21 protein-coding genes are annotated in these 21574 nt (G+C 68.9%); 3 read left to right on the forward strand and 18 right to left on the reverse strand.

Translation table 11 applies throughout. The features are described 5' to 3' along the window. Positions 1-16: 16 nt before the first annotated feature. The 14 genes from ASC65_RS11540 to ASC65_RS11605 form a co-directional block, all read right to left on the reverse strand. Entirely contained in the window at positions 17-3037 is a 3021-nt protein-coding gene (locus ASC65_RS11540) for a 2-oxoglutarate dehydrogenase E1 component (protein ID WP_056453186.1), read from the reverse strand. 243 nt (positions 3038-3280) lie between these two features. Beyond that, positions 3281-4183, reverse strand: coding sequence for a succinate--CoA ligase subunit alpha (gene sucD, locus ASC65_RS11545; RefSeq protein WP_056453188.1), 903 nt, complete (start codon positions 4181-4183; stop codon positions 3281-3283). A gap of 19 nt (positions 4184-4202) precedes the next feature. Beyond that, on the reverse strand, positions 4203-4628 hold the full coding sequence (locus tag ASC65_RS11550) for a PIN domain-containing protein (protein ID WP_056453190.1): 426 nt from the start codon (positions 4626-4628) through the stop codon (positions 4203-4205). Continuing rightward, the gene (locus ASC65_RS11555) at positions 4612-4875 is read right to left on the reverse strand and encodes a ribbon-helix-helix protein, CopG family (protein WP_056453193.1); all 264 of its coding nucleotides are present in this window, start codon (positions 4873-4875) and stop codon (positions 4612-4614) included. Before ASC65_RS11555 ends, ASC65_RS11550 begins: the two co-directional genes overlap by 17 nt. A gap of 63 nt (positions 4876-4938) precedes the next feature. After that, a complete protein-coding gene (locus ASC65_RS11560; protein WP_056453197.1) occupies positions 4939-5535 on the reverse strand; it encodes a hypothetical protein in 597 nt (198 codons plus the stop codon). After that, positions 5535-6062: a hypothetical protein gene (locus ASC65_RS11565; protein ID WP_056453199.1), complete on the reverse strand. Its 528-nt coding sequence runs from the start codon at positions 6060-6062 to the stop codon at positions 5535-5537. The genes ASC65_RS11560 and ASC65_RS11565 overlap by 1 nt, the downstream gene beginning before the upstream one ends. Before the next feature lie 98 nt (positions 6063-6160). Then, a complete protein-coding gene (locus ASC65_RS11570; protein WP_056453200.1) occupies positions 6161-6715 on the reverse strand; it encodes a hypothetical protein in 555 nt (184 codons plus the stop codon). Then, on the reverse strand, positions 6715-7905 hold the full coding sequence (gene sucC / locus ASC65_RS11575) for an ADP-forming succinate--CoA ligase subunit beta (protein WP_056453201.1): 1191 nt from the start codon (positions 7903-7905) through the stop codon (positions 6715-6717). The genes ASC65_RS11570 and sucC overlap by 1 nt, the downstream gene beginning before the upstream one ends. Positions 7906-8003: 98 nt before the next feature. After that, positions 8004-8615, reverse strand: coding sequence for a hypothetical protein (locus ASC65_RS11580; protein ID WP_056453204.1), 612 nt, complete (start codon positions 8613-8615; stop codon positions 8004-8006). 10 nt (positions 8616-8625) lie between these two features. Then, entirely contained in the window at positions 8626-9219 is a 594-nt protein-coding gene (locus ASC65_RS11585; RefSeq protein WP_056453206.1) for a hypothetical protein, read from the reverse strand. Between the two features lie 190 nt (positions 9220-9409). After that, the gene (locus ASC65_RS11590; protein WP_056453211.1) at positions 9410-9868 is read right to left on the reverse strand and encodes a hypothetical protein; all 459 of its coding nucleotides are present in this window, start codon (positions 9866-9868) and stop codon (positions 9410-9412) included. An 84-nt stretch (positions 9869-9952) separates the two neighbouring features. Beyond that, positions 9953-10477 (reverse strand): hypothetical protein, encoded by a 525-nt coding sequence (locus ASC65_RS11595; RefSeq protein ID WP_056453214.1) that lies wholly within the window; start codon positions 10475-10477, stop codon positions 9953-9955. Between the two features lie 93 nt (positions 10478-10570). Next, positions 10571-12079 carry a spinster family MFS transporter gene (locus ASC65_RS11600; RefSeq protein ID WP_056453223.1) on the reverse strand — a complete coding sequence of 503 codons (1509 nt, stop codon included), beginning with the start codon at positions 12077-12079 and terminating at the stop codon, positions 10571-10573. Positions 12080-12224: 145 nt separating this feature from the next. After that, positions 12225-14441: a TonB-dependent receptor gene (locus ASC65_RS11605; RefSeq protein WP_056453226.1), complete on the reverse strand. Its 2217-nt coding sequence runs from the start codon at positions 14439-14441 to the stop codon at positions 12225-12227. A 189-nt stretch (positions 14442-14630) separates the two neighbouring features. Between ASC65_RS11605 and ASC65_RS11610 the strand changes: the two genes are divergently transcribed. Further along, positions 14631-15362 carry a TetR/AcrR family transcriptional regulator gene (locus tag ASC65_RS11610; protein WP_056453229.1) on the forward strand — a complete coding sequence of 244 codons (732 nt, stop codon included), beginning with the start codon at positions 14631-14633 and terminating at the stop codon, positions 15360-15362. 2 nt (positions 15363-15364) lie between these two features. After that, positions 15365-16144 (forward strand): LytTR family DNA-binding domain-containing protein, encoded by a 780-nt coding sequence (locus ASC65_RS11615; RefSeq protein WP_235561485.1) that lies wholly within the window; start codon positions 15365-15367, stop codon positions 16142-16144. A gap of 7 nt (positions 16145-16151) precedes the next feature. On the opposite strand, the gene ASC65_RS11620 is transcribed toward ASC65_RS11615, so the two are convergent. The 4 genes from ASC65_RS11620 to ASC65_RS11635 form a co-directional block, all read right to left on the reverse strand. Next, positions 16152-17612, reverse strand: a complete 1461-nt coding sequence (locus ASC65_RS11620; protein WP_056453231.1) for a carotenoid oxygenase family protein — start codon at positions 17610-17612, stop codon at positions 16152-16154. 14 nt (positions 17613-17626) lie between these two features. After that, positions 17627-18055, reverse strand: coding sequence for a DUF2141 domain-containing protein (locus ASC65_RS11625; protein WP_056453234.1), 429 nt, complete (start codon positions 18053-18055; stop codon positions 17627-17629). Between the two features lie 157 nt (positions 18056-18212). Beyond that, the gene (locus tag ASC65_RS11630) at positions 18213-19271 is read right to left on the reverse strand and encodes a DUF2167 domain-containing protein (protein WP_056453237.1); all 1059 of its coding nucleotides are present in this window, start codon (positions 19269-19271) and stop codon (positions 18213-18215) included. Positions 19272-19340: 69 nt separating this feature from the next. Beyond that, on the reverse strand, positions 19341-20591 hold the full coding sequence (locus ASC65_RS11635; RefSeq protein WP_056453240.1) for a YihY/virulence factor BrkB family protein: 1251 nt from the start codon (positions 20589-20591) through the stop codon (positions 19341-19343). An 82-nt stretch (positions 20592-20673) separates the two neighbouring features. On the opposite strand from ASC65_RS11635, the gene prmC reads away from it, so the two are divergent. After that, positions 20674-21567 carry a peptide chain release factor N(5)-glutamine methyltransferase gene (gene prmC, locus ASC65_RS11640; RefSeq protein WP_056453242.1) on the forward strand — a complete coding sequence of 298 codons (894 nt, stop codon included), beginning with the start codon at positions 20674-20676 and terminating at the stop codon, positions 21565-21567. The last annotated feature ends 7 nt before the right edge of the window (positions 21568-21574 follow it).

The raw sequence follows: 21574 nt of genomic DNA on the forward strand, positions 1-21574 counted from the left end.
TCAGTGTTTGTGCGGTTCAGGCGAAGGCGTCGGTCAGGAAGGCGTCGAGTTCCTTCAGGTGTCGGCTCATCAGGCCGGCGGCGGTCGAGGCCGAGGCCGGGCGGCCGACGTAGCGGGCGCGCTTGGATTTCACGCTCAGCTTCTCGAGCGTCAGCTCGATCCACGGATCGACGAAGGTCCAGCCGCCCATGTTCTTCGGCTCTTCCTGACACCAGACCAGTTCGGCGTTGGGGAAGCGGGCGAGCTCGGTCATCAGCGACTTCATCGGCCACGGATAGAACTGCTCGAGGCGCATCAGGTAGACGTCCTCGCCGCCCTTGCCCTCGGCCACGTTCTTCTCACGGCGGTCCAGCAGGTCGTAATAGACCTTGCCCGAACACAGCACGACGCGGCGGATATCCTTGTCTGCGCGCAGCTTGACGCCGGCGACGTCGGGCCGGGTCTGGGCGTCGTCGTGCAGCACGCGGTGGAAGGACGAGCCTTCCGCCAGATCGGCCAGCGACGAGACCGCCTTCTTGTGACGCAGCAGCGACTTCGGCGTCATGATGATCAGCGGCTTGCGGAACGGCCGCTGCATCTGCCGACGCAGGATGTGGAAATAGTTCGCCGGCGTGGTGCAGTTGGCGACCTGGATGTTGTCCTCGGCGCAGGCCTGCAGGAAGCGCTCCAGTCGGGCCGAGGAGTGCTCGGGACCCTGCCCCTCGTAGCCGTGCGGCAGCAGCATGGTCAGGCCGCTCATGCGCAGCCATTTGCGCTCGCCCGAGGTGATGAATTGGTCGATGACCACCTGGGCGCCGTTCACGAAGTCGCCGAACTGGCCTTCCCACATCACCAGGCTGTTCGGATCGGCCAGGGAGTAGCCGTACTCGAAGCCCAGCACCGCCTCTTCCGACAGGGCCGAGTCGATGACCTCGAACTGGGCCTGTTTGTCCGACAGGTTGTTGAGCGGGACGTAGCGCTTCTCGGTGGTCTGATCGACGATGCCCGAATGGCGTTGCGAGAAGGTGCCGCGCACCGAGTCCTGGCCCGACAGGCGGACCGGGAAGCCCTCTTCCAGCAGCGAGCCGAAGGCCAGGCTCTCGGCAGTGGCCCAGTCCAGGTTCTGGCCGGTCGTGATCATCTCGCGACGGCCCTCGTAGACGCGCTTCAGCGTCTTGTGGACGTCGACGGCGTTTGGAATGGTCGTCAGGCGGTGGCCGATGTCGGTCAGGCGGGCCAGAGGCACGGCGGTGTTGCCGCGGCGCTCTTCACCTTCGGCCAGGCCGATGCCGGTCCACTGGCCGTCCAACCAGTCGGCCTTCTTGGCCTCGAAGGCCTTGCCGGCGTCGAACTCGGCGTCAAGGAAGGCCTCGAAGCGGGCGACTTCGGCGTCGACCTCGGCCTGGCTGATGACGCCTTCCTTGACCAGGCGCTCGGTGTAGATCTCGCGCGTCGACTTCTGGGCGCGGATCTTCGAGTACATCAGCGGCTGGGTGAAGGTCGGATCGTCGCCCTCGTTGTGGCCGAAGCGGCGGTAGCAGAACATGTCCACCACCGCGTCCTTATGGAATTTCTGGCGGTATTCGGTCGCCACTTTCGAGGCGAAGACGACCGCTTCCGGATCGTCCCCGTTCACGTGGAAGATCGGCGCCTGAACCATCAGGGCCACGTCCGACGGATAGGGCGACGAACGGCTGTTCCGCGGCGAGGTGGTGAAGCCGATCTGGTTGTTGATGACGAAATGCAGGGTGCCGCCGGTGCGGTAGCCCTTCAGTCCCATCAGGGCGAAGCACTCGGCCACCACGCCCTGGCCGGCGAAGGCGGCGTCGCCGTGGATCAGCAGCGGAGCGACCTTGGTGCGGTCCAGCGCCCACTGCTCTTCCGGCACGCCGGCGTTGGCCTCGCGGATGTCGAAGGCCTGCTTGGCGCGCGCCTTGCCCAGCACCACCGGGTTGACGATCTCGAGGTGCGACGGGTTGGCGGTCAGCGACAGGTGGACGGTGTTGCCGTCGAAGGCGCGGTCCGAGGACGCGCCCATGTGATACTTCACATCGCCCGAACCCTCGATGTCCGAGGGGACGGTCGAGCCGCCCTGGAACTCGTGGAAGATGGCGCGGTAGGGCTTGCCCATCACCGCCGCCAGCACGTTCAGGCGGCCGCGGTGGGCCATGCCCAGCACGATCTCGTCGACGCCGAGCGCGCCGCCCCGCTTGATCACCTGCTCCAGCGCCGGGACCATGGCCTCGCCGCCATCCAGGCCGAAGCGCTTGGTGCCGGGGAAGCGCTTGTGCAGGAAGCGCTCGAAGCCCTCGGCCTCGATCAGTTTGTTCAGGATCGCCAGCTTGCCTTCCTTGGAGAAGGCGTTCTGCTCGAACTTGTCGGCGCCCTCGAAGCGCTGCTGGAGCCAGGACTTCTCCTCCGGCTCGGCGATGTGCATGAACTGGATGCCGATGTGGCCGCAGTAGGTGCGCTTCAGGATGGCCAGCACCTCGCGGATGCTGCCGGTCTGGAGGCCCAGCACGCCGTCGAGGAAGATCGGACGGTCGAGGTCGGCTTCCGAGAATCCGTAGAACTCGGGGGTCAGCTCGGGGTTGTTGGTCGGCTGCTCGATGCCCAGCGGATCCAGCGTCGCCTGCAGGTGACCGCGCACGCGATAGCTGCGGATCAGCATCAGGGCGCGGATCGAGTCGTGGGCGGCGGCGCGGATTTCCTCGGACGAGGCGGTCGCGGCGGGCGCGGCCTTGACCGGGGCGGCGGCTGCGGGGGCGCCGGGCTTCTTGGGGTCCGGCTTCGGCGCGGGCCAGCGGCCGTCGAACACGGCGGACGCTTCGGTCGGCTCGGTCGTCGTCGGACGGCCCCAGGCGGCGGCGGCGCCCGAGGCCTTCACGGCCTCGGCGTTGTCGCGCAGCTGGTCGAAGAAGGCGCGCCACTCGGTTGAAACCGAGCTCGGATCGGAGGCCCACTTCTCGTGAAGGTCCTCGATAAAGGCGGCATTGGAGCCATACAGGAAGCTGGTCTCGGCAAAGACCTGGTTCAGCCGTCCGGCGTCGTCAGCCATCGTTAGTCACGTCCCTGAGGCGGCGCGCGCACGTCTGCACGGGCCGGCGCGCGTTCATATAGGCGCTGTTTCCTCACGGGTCATGACCGAATAGCGGCGCTAAGGTCGAAATTCGGCGGATTTTCGCGAAATTCGATCCGTTTTTGTCTCAGCCTTGAGACAAAAACCGCGTCCACAAAAGAAAACTCCCGGAAGCTGCACAGCAGCTGTCCGGGAGCCTCGAACCTTCGGCCTTTGGGCCGATCAGCCTTTCAGCACTTCCACCAGAGTCGTGCCCAGGCGGGCCGGCGACGGCGAGACGCGGATGCCCGCGGCCTCCATGGCGGCGATCTTGGATTCCGCGTCGCCCTTGCCGCCCGAGACCACGGCGCCGGCGTGACCCATGGTGCGGCCCTTCGGAGCCGTGCGGCCCGCGATGAAGCCGGCCATCGGCTTCTTGCGGCCCTTCTTGGCCTCGTCGATCAGGAACTGGGCGGCCTCTTCCTCAGCCGCGCCGCCGATCTCGCCGATCATGATGATCGAGGTCGTCTCCGGGTCGGCCAGGAACAGCTCCAGCACGTCGATGAACTCGGTGCCCTTGACCGGGTCGCCGCCGATGCCGACGGCCGTGGTCTGGCCCAGGCCCTCGTTGGTGGTCTGGAAAACCGCCTCATAGGTCAGGGTGCCCGAGCGCGAGACGATGCCGACGTTGCCCTTCTTGAAGATCGAGCCCGGCATGATGCCGATCTTGCACTCTTCCGGGGTCAGGATGCCGGGGCAGTTCGGGCCCAGCAGGCGCGACTTGGACTTCTCGAGACGGGCCTTCACGCGCACCATGTCGAGCACCGGAATGCCCTCGGTGATGCAGGTGATGAAGGGGATCTCGGCGTCGATGGCCTCGATGATGGCGTCGGCGGCGCCCGCCGGCGGCACATAGATCACCGAGGCGTCGGCGCCGGTGCGCTCCTTGGCTTCAGCCACCGAGGCGAAGATCGGCAGGGTCTCTTCTTCCGACCCGTGCCACAGCTCGCCGCCCTTCTTGGGGTGCACGCCGCCGACCATCTTGGTGCCGTAGTAGCGCAGCGCCTGCTCGGTGTGGAACGTCCCGGTCTTGCCGGTCAGGCCCTGGACGATGACCTTGGTGTCTTTGTTGACGAGGATGGACATGGGGAACTCGCTTGTTCGTTCAGGCGGGGAGGAAAGGGTTTTCAACGCGGACCGACCCGTAGGTCTGCCCGTGGTTCAGGTCTTCGGAATAGACGACGCGCGCGCCCAGCCGCTCGGCGGCGGCGATGATGGCGCCGTCCCAATAGGAAATTTGGTGCTGGCGGGCGTAGTCGATGCCTGCCACCACCACCTCGGGCGTGATCGGCTGGCAGGGCTTCATGGCGAGGACACGGACCCATTCCCGGGCCTTGTCGGGCGAAAGCGGCGACGCCCCCGTGCGAGTGGCGCTGCTGTAGAACTCGGCCAGCACCTGGCTCGAAGTGCAGTAGTCCTCGGTCAGCACGATCTCTCGCGCCCGCGCCCACCGGTGGCCGGCGTGATCGCGGCCAAGGGCGGCGTAGAGCAGGATATTGGTGTCGAGGAAGACCTCAGTATTCGCGATCAAACCGAGGCTCCCCGCTGTAGGTCTCTTCCCGCGCAGGGGGCCGCCAGCCCTCGCCCATGCGGCCGTCGGACTCATCGATGAGCTTCAACAGCGCTTCGCGGGCTTCGTCCTTGGACTGTTCCTGCTCCACCAAACGGGTCAGGAAGACGCGCACCATCTCGTTGACGCTGGTCCGCTTCATGGCGGCAAGCACCCGGACCTTGTCGAGCAAGGCGTCGTCGATCGCGAGGGTGAGGTTTCGGGTCATCGAGGGGCCACGGATTACGTGCTCCACATAATCCGTGCTGCCTGACGCCGCAAGCGCGGGCGGTCAGTCGACGCGGGGCAGTACGTACAGGAGCGTGGACCCGCGGCCCTCACGATCGAGGGAGACCATCCGCATCTGTCCAGTGCGGGCCATGGCCAGAAATGTAGCGTCCGACAGGTTCTCCGGCACCGACCTCCCGGTCGGCGTCTGCACCCAGGCGTAGGCCTCAAACCCGCCCCCGCGCATCGGCGAGAATCCCATTGTTTGTCGCAGACGCTGGTCGAGGGCCCGATGATCCGTCGGCTGAACGCTGACACCGCAGAGGTCGAGCGTTACCTCTTCGCGGTCCATGCGGCGGTTCATCCGGCCAGCCATCAGGATCGTCATGTCGGTATCGTTGGTGCGCATGAAGGTCACAGCGCCCGTCACGTTGCGGATACGCGGCGCCATGGACTGGGGCACGGGCGAAAACCCCGCCGCGTCGGCCAGGGCCGCCACCTTGGCCGCATCCCCATTGGAGGCGATGCAGAACTGCTCCAGCGCGGCGATGAGGTCGGTCGGCGCGGGCGACGCAGTCGTCTGAGCGTCGACGGGTCCGCTGATGAGCACGAGCAAGATTGACGCGACCGCGCCCAGGCCGAGGCGAGAAGCGACCGGCATCAGCGGTCTTTCGGGAACGACAGTTCGATAATGATGTCCGAACCCCGGGGGTCGTTTGCGAAGTTGAGGGCGGCGACCCCGCCGCGCGAAACCGGCCAGAACTGATTGCGCCAGTTCTTGACCCGCACGTTGGACAGGCTTTCGTCCACGTAAGCTGCCGCGCCGACCCGCCGGCCGCCGACGACCCAGTTTTCAAGGGCCGCCTGGGTCGCCTGGATGTCGGCGCGCGCGTGCACCGAGCACATCGCCGTAACCTGATAATCCTCGAAATGAACGAGGCCTCGATCGGTCCGGTACCCGGCCTGCGATCGAGGCGGGACGGTTCCGCCGCGCAGGGCGTCGGTCTCTTCCGCCGACAGTCGAACCCACCCCTGGGTCGCGGCGATGGCCGCCAGCCGGTCGGCGTCGCCTCCGGAGTCCAGGCAGGCGCTCGCGAGCAGATCGACCTCGGGCGTCGACGACGCTCCATCGGCCATCCCCACGCCCAGCGATAAAGCCATGGCCGAGACGATGAGATAGTGAACCATTGCCGCCCCCGTCGCGGCGATGGCCGCTTCTCACCACACGCTATTGGCGGACGCGAGTTTACGCAATGGTTGCATAGACCACCCGCAACCCGCCGACCCTAGGGGTCCTGGGGCGCCGTCGCGACGGGCCGCATCATCTTGATCGTCAGGAGGCCGCGAGCCACGTCGTGACTGATGGTCACGGAGCCCGAGCCTGGGCCGCCCGGCTGCATGGCATAGGCTCGCAGCAGGCCGTTGCGGCCCGCCCCGTCGCGCGGTTGGAGTTCTTCGGGGAAGACCATGAGCTTTTCGGAAGCATCCAGCACGCCCGCGGCGTCCCGCCACTGATCCAACGGCGCGTTCGTCGTGACCTGGCAATGTGTCAGGGCCGGCCCGGAGATCGTCGCGCCGACCGGACCGGATAGGGTCTTCGCGGGCGTCTGGTACAAAGCGGCGAACCCCGAAGCCATGGCATAGCCGTCGGCCCAGTCTGCGCCCGGAACGCTGCCGCCCAGATCGGACAGCGCCCAGCCGTGCCCGACAGCGACGTCGGCCACGGCGGCCCGGACGCCGCCGGTCGCAAGGCAGGCTTGCGCGAAGGCTTCAGCCGCTTGCGCCGCGCCGCCCTGCGTCTGCAACATGACGGCTGCGAGGAGCGCCGCCGATGCGCTCATCACCCGACCGCCGCGACGATCTTCTGGGCGGCGTCGTCGAGGTCGTCGGCGGCGGTGATGGCCAGGCCGGACTCGTTCAGGATCTTCTTGCCGAGGTCGACATTGGTGCCTTCCAGGCGGACCACCAGCGGCACCTTCAGCCCGACTTCCTTCACCGCGGCGACCACGCCCTCGGCGATGACGTCGCAGCGCATGATGCCGCCGAAGATGTTGACCAAGATGCCGCGGACGTTCGGGTCCGAGGTGATGATCTTGAAGGCCGCGGTGACCTTCTCCTTGGAGGCGCCGCCGCCGACGTCGAGGAAGTTGGCCGGCTCCTTGCCGTACAGCTTGATGATGTCCATCGTCGCCATGGCCAGGCCGGCGCCGTTGACCATGCAGCCGATGTCGCCGTCGAGAGCGACGTAGGCCAGGTCGTACTTGGAGGCCTCGATCTCCTTCGGATCTTCCTCGGTCTCGTCGCGCAGGGCCAGCATGTCCGGGTGGCGGAACAGGGCGTTGCCGTCGAAGCTGACCTTGGCGTCCAGGACCCTCAGGCGGCCGTTCTCCATGACGATCAGCGGGTTGATCTCCAGCATCGACATGTCCTTCTCGACGAAGGCGCGATACAGGGTCGGGAACAGGGTCTCGCCGTCCTGGGCGGCCGAGCCGTCCAGCTTCAGGGCGGTGTTGATCTCGGCCACGTTGGCCTCGGTCACGCCGGCGGCCGGGTCGATGTCGATGGTGACGATCTTCTCGGGCGTGTCGTGGGCGACCGCCTCGATGTCCATGCCGCCTTCGGTCGAGACGACGAAGGAGACGCGGCCGGTGCCGCGGTCGACCAGCAGCGAGCAGTACAGCTCACGGGCGATGTCGGCGCCGTCCTCGATGTACAGGCGATTGACCTGCTTGCCGGCCTCGCCCGTCTGGGCGGTCACCAGGGTCGAGCCGAGCATTTCCTTGGCGTGCTTGACCACGTCCTCGATCGAGAAGGCCAGGCGGACGCCGCCCTTGGCGTCGGCCGGCAGTTCCTTGAACTTGCCCTTGCCGCGCCCGCCGGCGTGGATCTGCGACTTCACGACATAGAGCGGACCGGGCAGCGACTTCGCCGCGGCCTCGGCCTCATCGGCGCTGGTGATGGCCACGCCGGCGGCGACCGGCGCGCCGAAACCCTTCAGGACCTGCTTGGCCTGATACTCGTGAATGTTCATTGGAAAAGCCGCCGAAGCTGGGAGGAGTTGCGGCGCCTTATAGGACCCACCCCTTCGCAGGCGCAACCGCCCTCGTCATCCGCCGCCCGGCCGCGGGGTCAGTTCCCGCCGTCCGCCGGGCTGTCGCCGCGGAAGCGCACCTTGACCAGGCCCAGCTGATCGCCCGGATCAAACCCCATCATGAACAGCGGCCGGTCACGCAGGATCGCGGTCATTTCCTCGTCCGAGGCGCCCGCCAGGGCCTTCTCGTCGCGGACGCCGTCGGGACCGCGCGAGTAGACCATGTAGGCGCCTTCCTCTTCGTCGTCCTGGATCAGAGACCCCAGGCCGAGCCCCTCGAGCCGCGTCCTGGCCTCCGCGTCGGAAACCTCCTCGGTCAGGAACATGCACAGGTCCGCGTCGGCGGCCCCCTCGCCGAGGGGCATCTCGGTCCGGGCGAAGATCAGCAGGCCGACCCCGTCGCCGGACGAGGCCATGACGAACAGCGGCGTGAACGGAGCTTCGCCGTCCGCATCGTTGGAGAAGGCCTGAAGCGCGGACTCCGGCAGGGCCGCCCAGCCCAGACCGTCGGCGGCGGCGCGCACCACGGCGGGGTCCAGGTCGTTCGACCCGCAGACGGTCACGAAGTCGTCGAACGACTGGGCCCCGGCGGCGCCGGCCGAGCCGACGGCCGCCAGGGCGAGCGCGGCGGCCGTGGCGATTTTGCGCATCAGCTAGGGCCTAGAGCGACGGCACTGCGTAGAACAGCAGGGTCGAGCCTTCCTCAACGCCGACCATGATCATGTTCAGTCGGCCGGTCATCGCCGCCTGGGTCATGGCGGCTTCGCTGCGTCCCTCCAGCGAACGGCGCGAACCGTTCTCATCGAGCGTGAAGGCGTAGCCGATCATGTCGTCGCGACGGACCATCGGGTGCGGCTTCATGCCAAGCCACGACTGCAGTTCCGACTGCACGCCCCGGGAGAGGTCGACGCCGTCCTCGACCGGCACGGCGACGACGCCGCAGGCCTTCATGTGCATCGTCATGCCGTCGACGACTTCCTCGAGATCGCCGACCATCAGCATGATCAGGGAGTCGTCGGCGCTGCCCATGCGCACGTTCAGATTGGTGAAGGGCATTTCCGTATCGGCGAAGGCGGAGGCCGGGATGGCGATCCATTCGGCGCGATCGGCTTCGGCCAGGGCCTTGGTCGCATCGCCGTTGGCGGCGCCGCACATGCGCACGAAATGATTGACCAGCGGACTCGCCGTCTGGGCCTGAGCGGCGCCCGAGGCGCACAGCACGAGAGCGGCGGCGGCCGCGGCGATCCTGAACATGAGACGTCTCCCCCGGCCGGAACTACGCGGCCACGCCCACTCCTAACACGCGAGACCGACGTCACAAGCGCGGATGACGGGTTTGGGCGGAATGTCGCGCCGACGCCACAGGCATGAAAAAGCTCCCTCCAGCCAGGCCGGAGGGAGCTCGAACGCACCGCCCGAGCCCGGGCGCGAAGCGTGTCGCCCGTTACTTGATCGGGCGGATGGCGGTCAGGCTGGTGGTCTCGGCTTCCGAGGTGACGCTGACGAAGGTCACATCGCCGGCGCGGTAGGCCGCTTCGTCCGGGGCGTAGGCGTACAGGCCCGACGCGGCGTCGACCGGCATCGAGACGCCGCCGAGGGCGCCGCTGATCGACGAGGCCAGCTCCGGCTGGGCCGCGCTGGTGATCATGCACGCCTGGCGCTTGCCGTCCGGGGCGTCCTGCTGGGCGGTCACGAGCACGCGGTCCGCGCCTTCGCCGGTGTAGGTCCAGCTGGTGGTCGCACCGTCCTGGGCCGGCGCCGACCAGGCGCCTTGGGCGGCCGCGGCGGCGGTGACGGCGGCGACATCGCCCTTGGTGGCGACGCACAGCGACTTGAAGTCATCGATGGCCGACGACGGAGCGGCGACATTCACGGCGGCGGCGAACAACAGCGTAGCGATCATCAATACGAACTCTCTCAGTGACGGGGGAGGACCGGGCGTCTCGGCGCCCGCTGGTCGACCATCAGTCTGACTCGAAAAAGGCCGTCAATAAGGCTGCGGGCCGTCGAGCAGCTCTTCGCCGGCCAGAACCACCGAGACGACCTGCTGGCCCTCGGCCCGGCAGCTGGCCCTCGTCTGCCCCTCCCGGCCCTCGATGCGTACCCCTGACCAGACCACCTCGACGGCCTCGCCATCCCCGGAAATACGGGCGGTTCCGGGATCCAGGGCGGCGCCGTCGGTGACTTCCGCCGCCTCGCCCTGAAGCAGGATGCTGCACACCACCACCGTATCGTCGGCGCGACGGATGGGCGCAGGCGCGCGCGAAGCGGCTTCAGCGCGATCCTGACGGCGAATTCCAGGTCTCTGCTCTGTCCGACGCAGTTCAGGAATGTTCGGCGCCGGGTCGCCCTCGGAGCCCGGATCGGGGCCCGGATCGGGGCCCGCATCCGGCCCCACATCGGGAACGACGGCAGGCGGCGGCCGGGTCTGGGCGGCGGCCGGGTCCGCCCCCGCCGACGCCAGGGTCAGTGCGATCCAAACCGCTCCGGCACGGGCTGCGAACAGCGCCATGACCTGTCTCCACCGCCGAGCGCCCTCTTGCCGGGAGCATACCGGAGACAGGCCGGCTTCGCAGCCGCTCTCACGATGAGGTGACGCCGGGCCTCAGTCGACCCAGTCGCGCTTGAGCGTGCGCGAGGCGCCGATCAGCAGGATGGCGGCCAGGATGTAGAACCCCATGCCGGTGTAGATGGACCAGCGCAGGCTTTCGTCGCCGAACTGCGGCTTCAGCAGATCGCTCATCCAGCCGAAATAGAAGAAGCCGACGGCGATCCCGAGCAGGTTGTTGATCAGCAGGAACAGCGCCGAAGCGGTCGAACGCATCGGGGCCGGCACCAGGTGCTGCACCGCCGCCGTGATCGGTCCCAGCCAGGTCAGGTTCAGGCCGGTCGGGATGAGGAAGATCAGGAAGGCCACCGTCAGCTGCTGCGCTTGGGTGCCGCCGCCCGGGAAGATCAGGCCGATCAGCCACGGCGAGTTCATGGCCAGGATGAAGCAGGGCGCCGAGATCAGGAAGGCGATGGCGGGGGTCAGCGGATAGGCGCCCTTGCCGCGTTTCGACAGCTTGTCGGCGACCACGCCGCCGCCCCAGATGCCGGCCAGGCCGCCGATCAGGGCGATGCCGGAATAGTACCAGCTGGTCTGAACCAGGGTCAGGTCGAAGCTGCGCATGAAGAACAGCGGCAGCCAGCCGGCGACGCCGTAGCCGCACACCGACGACGAGGCTGCGCCCAGCGCCAGCAGCCAGAAGCTCTTCTTGGGAATGACCACCGAGGCGGTGCGGCGCGCGATCATCAGCGACACGCCGATGACGCCGGCGAGCAGCCCCCCGAAGGCGAAGATCAGCGGATTGCCGAGCTGCAGCCCGGCGAAATGGATCAGGCCGGCCAGCCCCAGGGCGCCGACGCTGACGCCGAGCATGATCAGGGCGGCGACCTTGCCGGCCCCGCCCGCGCCGGCCTCAGGCGCGGCGGCGATGGCGGCGAGCTGAGCCTCGGTCTTCACGGCGTCCGTGCCGCCCCGCTTCGGATCGCGCACGGTCAGGCGCAGCACAGGCGCAACCAGCAGACCGATCAGGCCGACAGCGATGAAGGCGGTCTGCCAGCCGTATTTCGCCGCCAGAAGGCCTCCGACCAGGGTGCCGGCGGCGGTGCCCAGCGGAATGCCGAAGGCGAAGGCGGCGAGGGCGCGGGCCCGCTGCTGCGGCGGGAAATAGTCGGCGATCAGCGAATAGGCCGGAGCCACCCCGCCGGCCTCGCCCACGCCCACGCCCATGCGGCACAGGAACAGCTGGCCGAACGAGCCGGCCATGCCGCACAGGGCGGTGAAGCCCGACCACACCGCCAGGGCGCCGGTCATGATCCACACGCGGCTGAAGCGGTCGGCCAGCCAGGCCAGGGGGATGGCGAGGGTCGAATAGACCGAGGCGAAGGCGATGCCGCCCAGCAGGCCGAACTCGCTGTCCGACATGCCGAAATGCTCTTTCAGCGGCGCCGCCAGGATGCCGATGATCTGCCGGTCCAGGAAGTTCAGCATGTAGACCAGGATCAGGACCGCCAGCACGTAGTAGCGGTAGCCGGTCTTGGCGGGCGCAGCGGCGTCCGTGGCGGTCATGGCGGTTCCTCGACGACGACGTTTCTTGCTTGGGGCGACGGTAGCGGGGCCGTGGCCGGACGCAATGGGAAAGGCGCGAAAGAAAAGGGCGGCGGCTCAGGTGAACCGCCGCCCTTGATCAGTGAAGATCAGGCTTCAGGAGTAATCAGAAGCGGTACTGGACGGTCGCCGTAACGGTCTGCGGCGGGCCGTAGTAGCCGATCAGGGAGTTGTCGAAGGTGGCCCCGGCGAAGTTGTAGGCGCCGATGCGGTACTCTTCGTCCGTCAGGTTCTTGCCGTAGAGGCCGACCAGCCAGCGATCGCTCGAGTCGGTCCAGACGATCGACAGGTCGACCAGGCTGTAGGCCTGCTGGTCGAGCACCGGGTTCGGGAACTCGAACTGGCTGTAGTCGTCGCGGTAGCTGACCGACGGAGTCACGGCCAGTTGGCCGCCGGCCATGTCGGCGCGGTAGGTGACGCCCAGGTAGCCGGTCCACTTCGGCGCGTTCTGCAGGACGACCTGGTTCGAGATGTCCTCATAGACGCCCAGGGTCAGGTTGTAGCGCAGGAACTCCTCGAACTCGGATTCGAGGTAGCCGACCGAGAAGTTGGCGTCGAGGTTGTCCAGGATGCGCAGACGGCCTTCGAACTCGGCGCCGAAGAAGGTGGACGAGCCGACGTTGTCGACGAAGCTGGCGATGCCGCCCACGGCCGGAACCTGGGTGGTGACCTGCTGGTCCTGGTACTTGTTCCAGAACACGGCCGAGCTGAACGACAGGCGGTCGAGCGCGCCCTTCAGGCCGATCTCGTAGCTGTCGACGGTTTCCGGGTCATAGCCGTTGACCGTGTCCGGCGTCAGGATGGCGTCGCCGCGCATGTCGAAGCCGCCCGACTTGAAGCCGCGCGAGAACGACGCATAGGTCGTGAGGTCGTCGGTCAGGTCATAGTTGACGGCGATGCGCGGGGTGAACTCCGAGAATTCCCGGGTGTTCGTGTAGTTGGTGCGCTGCAGGGTCGGGGCGCGGGACGTGCCGCCGGTCAGCGGGCTGCGGGTCGCCGTGGCGTAGTTGGCGCGGAACACGTGGCCGGTCTTCTCGTCGACTGTGTAGCGGCCGCCCAGCGACAGGTGCAGGCGATCGGTCAGGTCGAAGTTGACGTCGCCGAAGACGGCGAAGCTGGTGGTGTCCACATAGCCGGCGGTGCCGATGACGAACTGGCTGGCCACCGGGAAGAACGGGTTGCCGACGATGGTGTCGAAGGCGCCTTCGGCGTGACCTTCAAGGTAGAAGATGCCGAACAGGCCCTGGGCGCCGTCATAGTCGAACAGGAACTGGAATTCCTGGGTCAGCTGGTCGTCGGCGTAGAAGGCCGGGATGTCCAGGGTCGGCGCCGGCGTGTTGTCGAAGTCGATGACCGTATCGGTCTCGCCCTCGCGCCAGGCGGTGATCGACTTGAAGGTCCAGTTGTCGTTCATGTCCAGCTGGACGGTCGCCGCCAGGCCCTGGCTCATCACCGAGTTGTCGTCGCCGATGCCGGCGTTGGTGTCATAGACGCTGCCCGGAATGCCCGAACCCGGGGTCGCGCCGGCCACTTCGCGGTGACCATGGCGGGGGTTCGACTTGTCCTCGACGCGGTCGTAGGCCAGGCGGATCGACAGGCTGTCGATCGGCTCCCACTCGGCGCTGGCGCGGCCGGCCAGCACGTCCTTGTCGTAGTGCTCGGCGCCGGTGTTCAGGTTGGTGCCGTAGCCGTCGCGGTCATAGCTGGCGATCGCGGCGCCGACGCGGAAGGTGTCCGACAGCGGCATGCTGCCCGCGGCCAACAGATCGATCTGGTTATAGCTGCCGTACGAGCCCCGCACGGTCAGCTCCGGCTCGTCCGACAGGCCGTTGGTCACGTATTTGACCGCGCCGCCGACGGTGTTGCGACCGTACAGCGAGCCCTGCGGGCCGCGCAGCACTTCGATGCGCGACACGTCGTAGACGTCGAGCACGGCGCCCTGCGGACGCGCGATGTAGACGTCGTCGACATAGAGGCCGACGCCCGGCTCGAAGCCCCACAGCGGGTCCTGCTGGCCGACGCCGCGGATGAAGGAGATCAGGGTCGAGTTCGACCCGCGGGCGACCTGCACGGTCGCGTTCGGGGTCTGCTGCTGAATGACGGTGATGTCGGTCGCGCCGGTTTCGTCCAGGCGCTCCTGGCCCAGCACCGAGACGGCGATCGGCACGTCCTTGAGGGATTCGTCGCGGCGGCGGGCGGTGACGATGATGTCGTCAACGGCGCTCGGATCCTGCGTCGGCGCGGCGTCCTGGGCGAAGGCGATCGTGCCGAGCGCGCTCCAGGCGGCCCCGGCGAGCAAGGCGGTCTTGGCGAGTTTCTTCATTGGCAGCCCCATTTCCTGATGTTCCGAAAGGCGAGACGCTTTTATTCAGCGTTCAATGATTTTCCGGAACCGTAACCGTTTTCCGGGGCCTGTCAAACGGCTGCGCTTCCGCAGCGTCATCCAGCGGCCGGGCCAAGCTTCACTGTGGCGCCGTTGCCATGTCGCCTGCGCCGGGCCTAGCTTGCCGCCATGACCGACGCAGACCCGCCCGTCCCCGCCGCCCCCCCTGCGCCCGCGCGGCGGGGCCGGCCGCCAAAGACCAAGGCGGCGGGCGGCGGCGCAGACACCCGCGAGTCGATCCTCAACGCCGCCGAGGCCCTGTTCTCCCAGCACGGCTTCTACGGCGTCACCATCCGCGAGGTTGCGCGCGAGGCAGGGGTCGATACGGCCCTGGTGCACTACTATTTCGGGGCCAAGCGGGGCCTGTTCGACTCCGTCTTCCTGCGGCGCGCCGAGGTCTGGAACAACGACCGTGTCGCCGCGATCGACCGCTACGCCCGCGAGGCCGGACCCGACGGCATGACCCTGGAAGGCCTGTTCGACGCCTTCCTGCGGCCGCCGTTCCAGTGGTCGATGAAGGGCGGGCCGGGCTGGAAGCACTACGCGGCCCTGGTCGCCCAGACTAACGCCAACCCGGCCTTCGGCGGCGAGACCATGGCCCGCTATTTCGATCCGGCCATCCGCCGCCTGATCGAGCTGATCAAACAGGTCCTGCCCGAGGCGCGCGAGGTCGACCTCTATTGGGCCTATCACAACCTGTCGGGGGCGCTGACCCTGACGCTGGGCGAGACCGGTCGCCTCGACCGCCTGTCCGGCGGCCTGTGCCGCTCGGGCGATCTGGACAGCGCCTGCGACTACATGGTGCGCTTCGCCGCCGCCGGCTTCCGCGCCGTCTGCAACGCGCCGGCGGGGCCGCGCTAGCCGTGTCCGCCGCCGAGCCTGCGCGGGACGCCATCCACATCCGCATCGACCGCACCTTCGTGCGCGGCGTCGGGCTGGCCCTCGCCGCCGGCGTGGTGCTGGCCCTGACCGGCGCCTTCGGCATGGACGAGGTCTCGCTGGCCTTCCGTCTCGCCTACTGGCTGCCGATGATGCTGCTGGGCGCCCTGTGGGGCCAGGTCTGCGGCATGCTGATCGACCGCTGGATCGACATGGACCGCCGCCCTTGGCTGGCCGTCGCCGCCCTGACCCTGGTCATGTCCGGGCCGCTGTCGGTCATGGTCTGGGCCGCGACCACCCTGTTCTTCGACGACGACCGCGTCCTGCAACTGGCGCGCCTGCCGCATTTCCTCCTGCCGGTCACCCTGGTCACCGGCGTGGTCGCGGCGCTGAACGTCTTCCTGTCGCGCACCCCGGTGCAGACCCACGCCGCCGCCGTCGGCGCCGCCCCCGCCCGCTTCCTCGACCGCCTCCCGCCCAAGCTGCGCGGCGCGACCATCCGCGCCGTCGTCTCCGAGGACCACTACCTGCGCATTCACACGGACCGCGGCTCCGACCTGATCCTGATGCGCCTCGCCGACGCGCTGGGCGAGCTCGAGGGCCTGGAAGGCGCCCAGACCCACCGCAGCTGGTGGGTGGCCCGTGACGCCGTCCGCTCGGTCGCCCGCGGCGACGGCCGCGCCACCCTGACCCTCGACGGGGGCCTCGAGGCCCCCGTCAGCCGCCGCTACGCCAAGGCCCTGCGCGACGCCGGTTGGTACTAGGTCCGCGCTAGCCCACCCACGTCCCGTGGAAGGCCGCCGGCAGGGCGACCTCGGCCCGCCACGTCGCCACCGGCCCGTCCTCGACCCGCGCGGCATCGAGCACGTGCAGCTCGGTGGCCCGCTCATCGAGGTTCAGCGACGGGCCGATCAGCCAGCCGTCGTTCTCGGCCGTCCCGCCCGGGCGGGGCGCGAAGACCATCTCGTCGACGACGTGCCCGGCGCCGAAGTCGAAGCTGCGCGTCCGCCCGGTCGACCAGTCGGTGACGCCGATGCCCGAGGCGAACGGCCGCCCCGGCGTCTCGCCCGCCGTGTGGATGGTCAGCCTCCGCGCCAGCCCCGCCCGGCGCGGGTCGCTCCGCGGAAACTCGCCGACGATGTCGGTCCGCTCCAGGTTCGCGCGCCCGTCGGCCCCGAGCCGCACCATGGCCAGCCGCGCCGGCTCGCCGTCCAACAGCACGCCGTTGACGACCCGCTGAGCCCCTCGGGCGGCGAAGTCCATGTCGCGATGGGCGCAGACGTCGAAGCGGATGTCGCCGCCGTCCTCCCAGGCGTCGCCCAGGTGGAAGAAGCCGAACGCCGGCAGCTCGTAGATCCGACGCGCGCTGAGGTCCGCCTTGTCGACCACCAGCACCTGGGTCCCCGCCTCCGGCGTCCAGTCGAACCCGGCGGAGAAGGGCATGACGTTGCGGGTCCGCACCCAGGGCTGCAGCACGATCACCAGATGCCGGGCCGTCGCCGTAAAGTCGTGGATGTAGCTGGCCCGCGGCAGCGCGATCACTTCGGCCGCCTCAAGCGCTCCATCGGGCGACAGCCGCCAGACCACCGCCTGCGCCCCGCCCACGCCCAGGTTCCAGATGCGGCCGTCCGGCTCGATGCGCGGATGGGCCAGGAAAGGCATGCCCTTCAGGTCGGGGCGCAGGGTGACGAAGCCGCGCGTCTCCAACGAGCCGGCGTCCATGGCCAAGGGCGAGCCGCCCTCCCACAGGGCCCAGACGCCGTCCCCGACAGGGATCACCGAGGTGTTTGCGGCGCTGGCGTCGTCGGGCGAGCCGATCGCGGCGCGCGGGTCCGGCATCGTCCCGAAGCCCGGCATGACCATGGCGTCCAGGCGCGTCTCCTGCCGCCGCTTGGGCGTGTCGGCGAAGCGCGCCGCCAGCTCGGCCTGGCCCTCCTCGAGCCGGAAGCGGCGGATCAGGCCGTCGCCGTCGAACCAGTGCTCGGCGTTGCGGCCCGGGCGGCGGAATTTGGCAGGGCCGTTGCGGTACAGCGTCCCCGCCAGCCCCGCCGGCGCGCGACCGTGGATCAGGCGCAGGGCCTGCGGCGCGATGTCGGCCTCGACGTCGGCGGTGACCAGGCCCCAGTCAGGCGCCGCGGCCAGCGCTTCGGCGGCGCGGACGGCGTCGGGGGTGACGACCGCGGCCGAGACGGCGGCGGCGCCCATCAGAAAGGCTCGGCGCGAAGGGATCATGACCCGTCCCCCGCTCAGCGGATGACGATGGTCTGGGCGACGTCGCCCTCGACCGCGAAATTCGCCCGGTCCCAGCGCGCCGGGCCCATGTTGCCGACGGCGTTGTTGGAGAAGGCGTAGGGCTCGGTCGGCATGCCGAACGGGTTGGTCGCCATCTCGCCGTTCCCGTCGACGTCGTGGAAGGCCTTGGCCGCGTAGTCGCCGGCGGGCAGGTCATTGAACGTCGCGGTGCGCTGGCCGGCGGCGACGTCGATCCGCGCCGAACCGACCGGGCGGCCGCTCTCATAAGAGGCTTCGGAATCGTACAGGGCGACCATCACCGCGCCGGTCTGCGCGCCCGTGTCGAAGGTCAGGGAGACGGTGCTCGAACCCGGCGCGCTCTGGGCCAGGACAGGGGTCGCCAGCAGGCTCAGGCCGAGGGCGACGAAGGACAGGCGATTCATGACGGTCTCGCTCAGGAGGGAGACCCGCCAGCCGGGCCTCGACCTCCCGACCGTGCCGCCGGGGCCGACGGTCCGCCACGCCGCTTGCGGGGTCGCCCGCCGCGCCTTCGCGAACGACCTCGCGCGGCCGTTCGCGAAGCGCGAACGAACAGCCGCCTCAGGGCTTGGGATCGCCCTCGGCGGCAGCCGTTTCGAGCTCGGCCGTCGGCGCGGGCTCAGCGTCAGGCGCCGGCGCGTCGGCGGCTTCGGGCCAGGACGCGGCGGCTGCGCGGCGATCGCCGCCGAAGTCGCCGCCCTTGCGACCCTTGAAGATCGCGCCGAACCAGCGCCAGGCCGCGACCGCGCCCATGGCGATCACGATCCAGCCCTTCTTCAGGACCAGCAGGATGACGCCCAGGAACCCGACCTTCTTGGCCACCGCCAGGGCGGCGCCGCCGGCGACCAGGCCGCCGATGCCGTAGGCCGCCTTCTTGTCGACGCCTTCCTTGTAGTCCGTGTAGCGCGCGCCGGCGTCGAACGAGGCCGTGCTCATCAGCCGGGCGGCTTCGCTCCCGACCGTCTGCAGATCGGCCATGCCGGAGACGATGTTCATGCTCAGCACGCCGTAGCGGCCCAGCACCCGGACGTCGTAGTTCAGGGTGTGTCCCTCGGTGTTCCCGAAGGCCAGCTCCTTGGCCCAGATCAGGTTGTGCTTCTGGGCGTCATAGCTCGGCTGCTGCGCCCAGCCGACCAGATTGACCGTCTCGAAGCCTTCGGCCTGACGCGCCCGGTTGTCGGCGTCCTCCCCCTCCTTGAGCGAGTCCAGCAGGGCCCCGTAGTCGATGTCCTTGGCGTCGGCGTCCGAGACATAGCCGTCGCCCACATAGGTCACCACCGCGCCCCAGGTCTCGTCGACCGGGCTCTTGCCGGCCGGGAAGACCATGCCGAGCACGCCCTCGACCGAACCGGGAGGGTTGCCCCAGGCGTCGACCAGCACCCGGCGGGAGTCTTCGGCGTTCAGGAAGTAGTAGTCCTCGCCCAGGTTCAGCGTGGCCTTCGCCGAAGCGATCTTCACCACGCCGGTCTGCGGATGCAGGCTGTCGAGCAGCGCCTGCAGTCGCTGGATTTCGGCCGCCTCCGCGGCGGACGGCGTCGCCGCGGGCGCCGCTGCGGCCGCCATGGACGTCGTGAACAGGCCGAGCGCCAGCAGCAGCGCGCCGAAGAATTTGCGAATCATGTCGGTATCCCCCGACGCCTCCCTGCACCATGTGGCAGGATGTCGCCAGCACCGGCGGCCCGGATTAGGTCACTCGGGCGGCGGATCCGCCGGCGGGCGGATGCGCCGCCGCATCAGCCGGTCGGACAGGGCTTCGGCGTGCTTCAGGGTGAAGGCCAGGGCCGCCGGGTTGCCGCGCTTGGGCCCGACCGTGTCGGCCACCACCGCGCCACGCTCGCCGATCGGCAGGGGCGCGCCGGTGGTGGTGTCCATGGCCGTCTGGTGTTCGATCTCGGCGTTCAGCTCGGCCCCCATCAGGATGATCTGCACCGACAGCCAGGTCCACAGCAGGAAGCCCATCATCGCCGCCAGCGGCCCATAGGAGGCGGTGCGCACGAAGGTCTGCAGGTACCAGCTGAAGAACAGCGACAGCCCCAGGCTGAGCAAGGAGGCGGCGATCGCCCCCGGCGTCAGCCAGCGCCAGCGCGCCTTCTGCCGGCAGGGACCGATGCGGTAGACCAGGGTCAGAGCCGTGCCGTAGACCAGCAGCAGCAGCGGCCAGCGCAAGGGCGCCAGATGGGCGAACTCGGCGCCGACGCCCAGCACGTCCAGGAACAGCGGCACCCCAACCACCAGCGAGCCCGAGAGCCCCACCGCCACAAGCCCAGTGAGCGTGATGGCCAGGCACATCAGGTTGTACTTCACGATGTGGCGCTTCTCGACCTCGTGATAGGCGATGTTGAGCCCATAGAAGAGCACCTTCACCGCCCCGCTGGCGGTCCACAGCGACAGCAGCACGGTCCAGACCAGGGTGAAGGTCAGCTGCGAGTTCGAGTTCTCGGCCAGCCGCTGCATTTCGCCGGACAGGAACTCAGCCACCCCGACGGGCATGACCGAATAGAGGAAGTACAGCCGCTCCACCGCCTGGTTCGGATCCGCGAACAGGCCATAGACGGTGACAAAGGCCGCCAGGGTCGGGAACAGGGACAGCAGGACGAAGAAGGTCACCCCGCCCGAGATGAAGCCGACGCGGTCCCCGAAATAGGAGCCGCCCCAGCGCCACATGATGTCCGTCCATCCCTTGTGCGGGATGTGCTCGGGCCGCAGGGCCGTGCGGCCGCGGCCGGGCTCCTTGGCCTCGAAATCCTCAGGCGTCGGCGGCTTCGGCGGCGGGGCGTGCGGCCGCGGCAGGCGCAGTTCGAAGCCGTATTTGTGCCCGTGGCGATAGACGAGATGCGCCGCGCCGGCTCCAGCGGCCAGCCCGGCCGCCAGCGCGGCGACCGAACCCCACAGGCCCAGACCACCCCTCGGCCCGGCCTTCTGTCCCCACTTGTCCGTCATGGCGGGCAAACGGCGACGCTGCCGAGTGTGTTCCGCCATGGTGCGGCTTGAATTCCCGCGCCGCCCGCGCCAATCCGTCCCGATGACCGACGCCGCCGCCGCCCCGACCCTCCTCACCGCCTGGAAGGCCGCCACCGCTCGTCTCAAGGAAGGCCGCATCGACAGCCCGTCGATCGACGCCCGCCTGCTGCTCGAGGTCGCCGCCGGCTGTTCTCGGACCGACATCCTGGCCGACCCCTATCGCGTCGTGCCGGAGGACCAGATGGCGCTGCTGGAATCCTACATCGAGCGCCGCCTGAAGCGTGAGCCGGTGTCGCGCATCCTCGGCAAGAAGGGCTTCTGGAAGATCATGCTGAACGTCACCCCCGACGTGCTCAGCCCGCGCCCCGACACCGAGGCCATCCTCGACGTAGTCATGCTGGCCTATCCGCCCCACAAGGCCTTCACCATGATCGACCTGGGCACCGGCTCGGGGGCCATCCTGCTGGGCATCCTGGCCGAGCGGGCCGGGGCCCGCGGCGTTGGCGCCGACGTCTCGACCGAGGCCCTGGCCGTGGCGCGCGAGAACGCCGCCAACCTCGACCTCGACAACCGCTGCGACTTCATCCGCACCGAATGGGCCGCCGGCTTCGGCGACCACAGCTTCGACCTGGTCGTCTCCAACCCGCCCTACATCCCCTCGGGCGACATCCCCGGCCTCGACCCGGAGGTGCGCGACCACGACCCGCACCTGGCGCTGGACGGCGGCCCGGACGGCCTCGTCGCCTACCGCGAACTGGCCCCGGAGATCATGCGCATCCTCAAGCCGGACGGCATCTTCGCGGTCGAGATCGGCTGGGACCAGGGCCCCCAGGTCAAGGCCCTCTTCGAAGCCGCCGGCTTCAAGGACGTCATCGTGGTCAAGGACCTGTCCGACCGCGACCGCGTCGTCACCAACGGTCCGGACCCGCGCACCAACCCGATCCCGAAGATGTAGAAGCGGG

Source organism: Brevundimonas sp. Root1279 (genome assembly GCF_001425945.1).
GTDB lineage: Bacteria > Pseudomonadota > Alphaproteobacteria > Caulobacterales > Caulobacteraceae > Brevundimonas.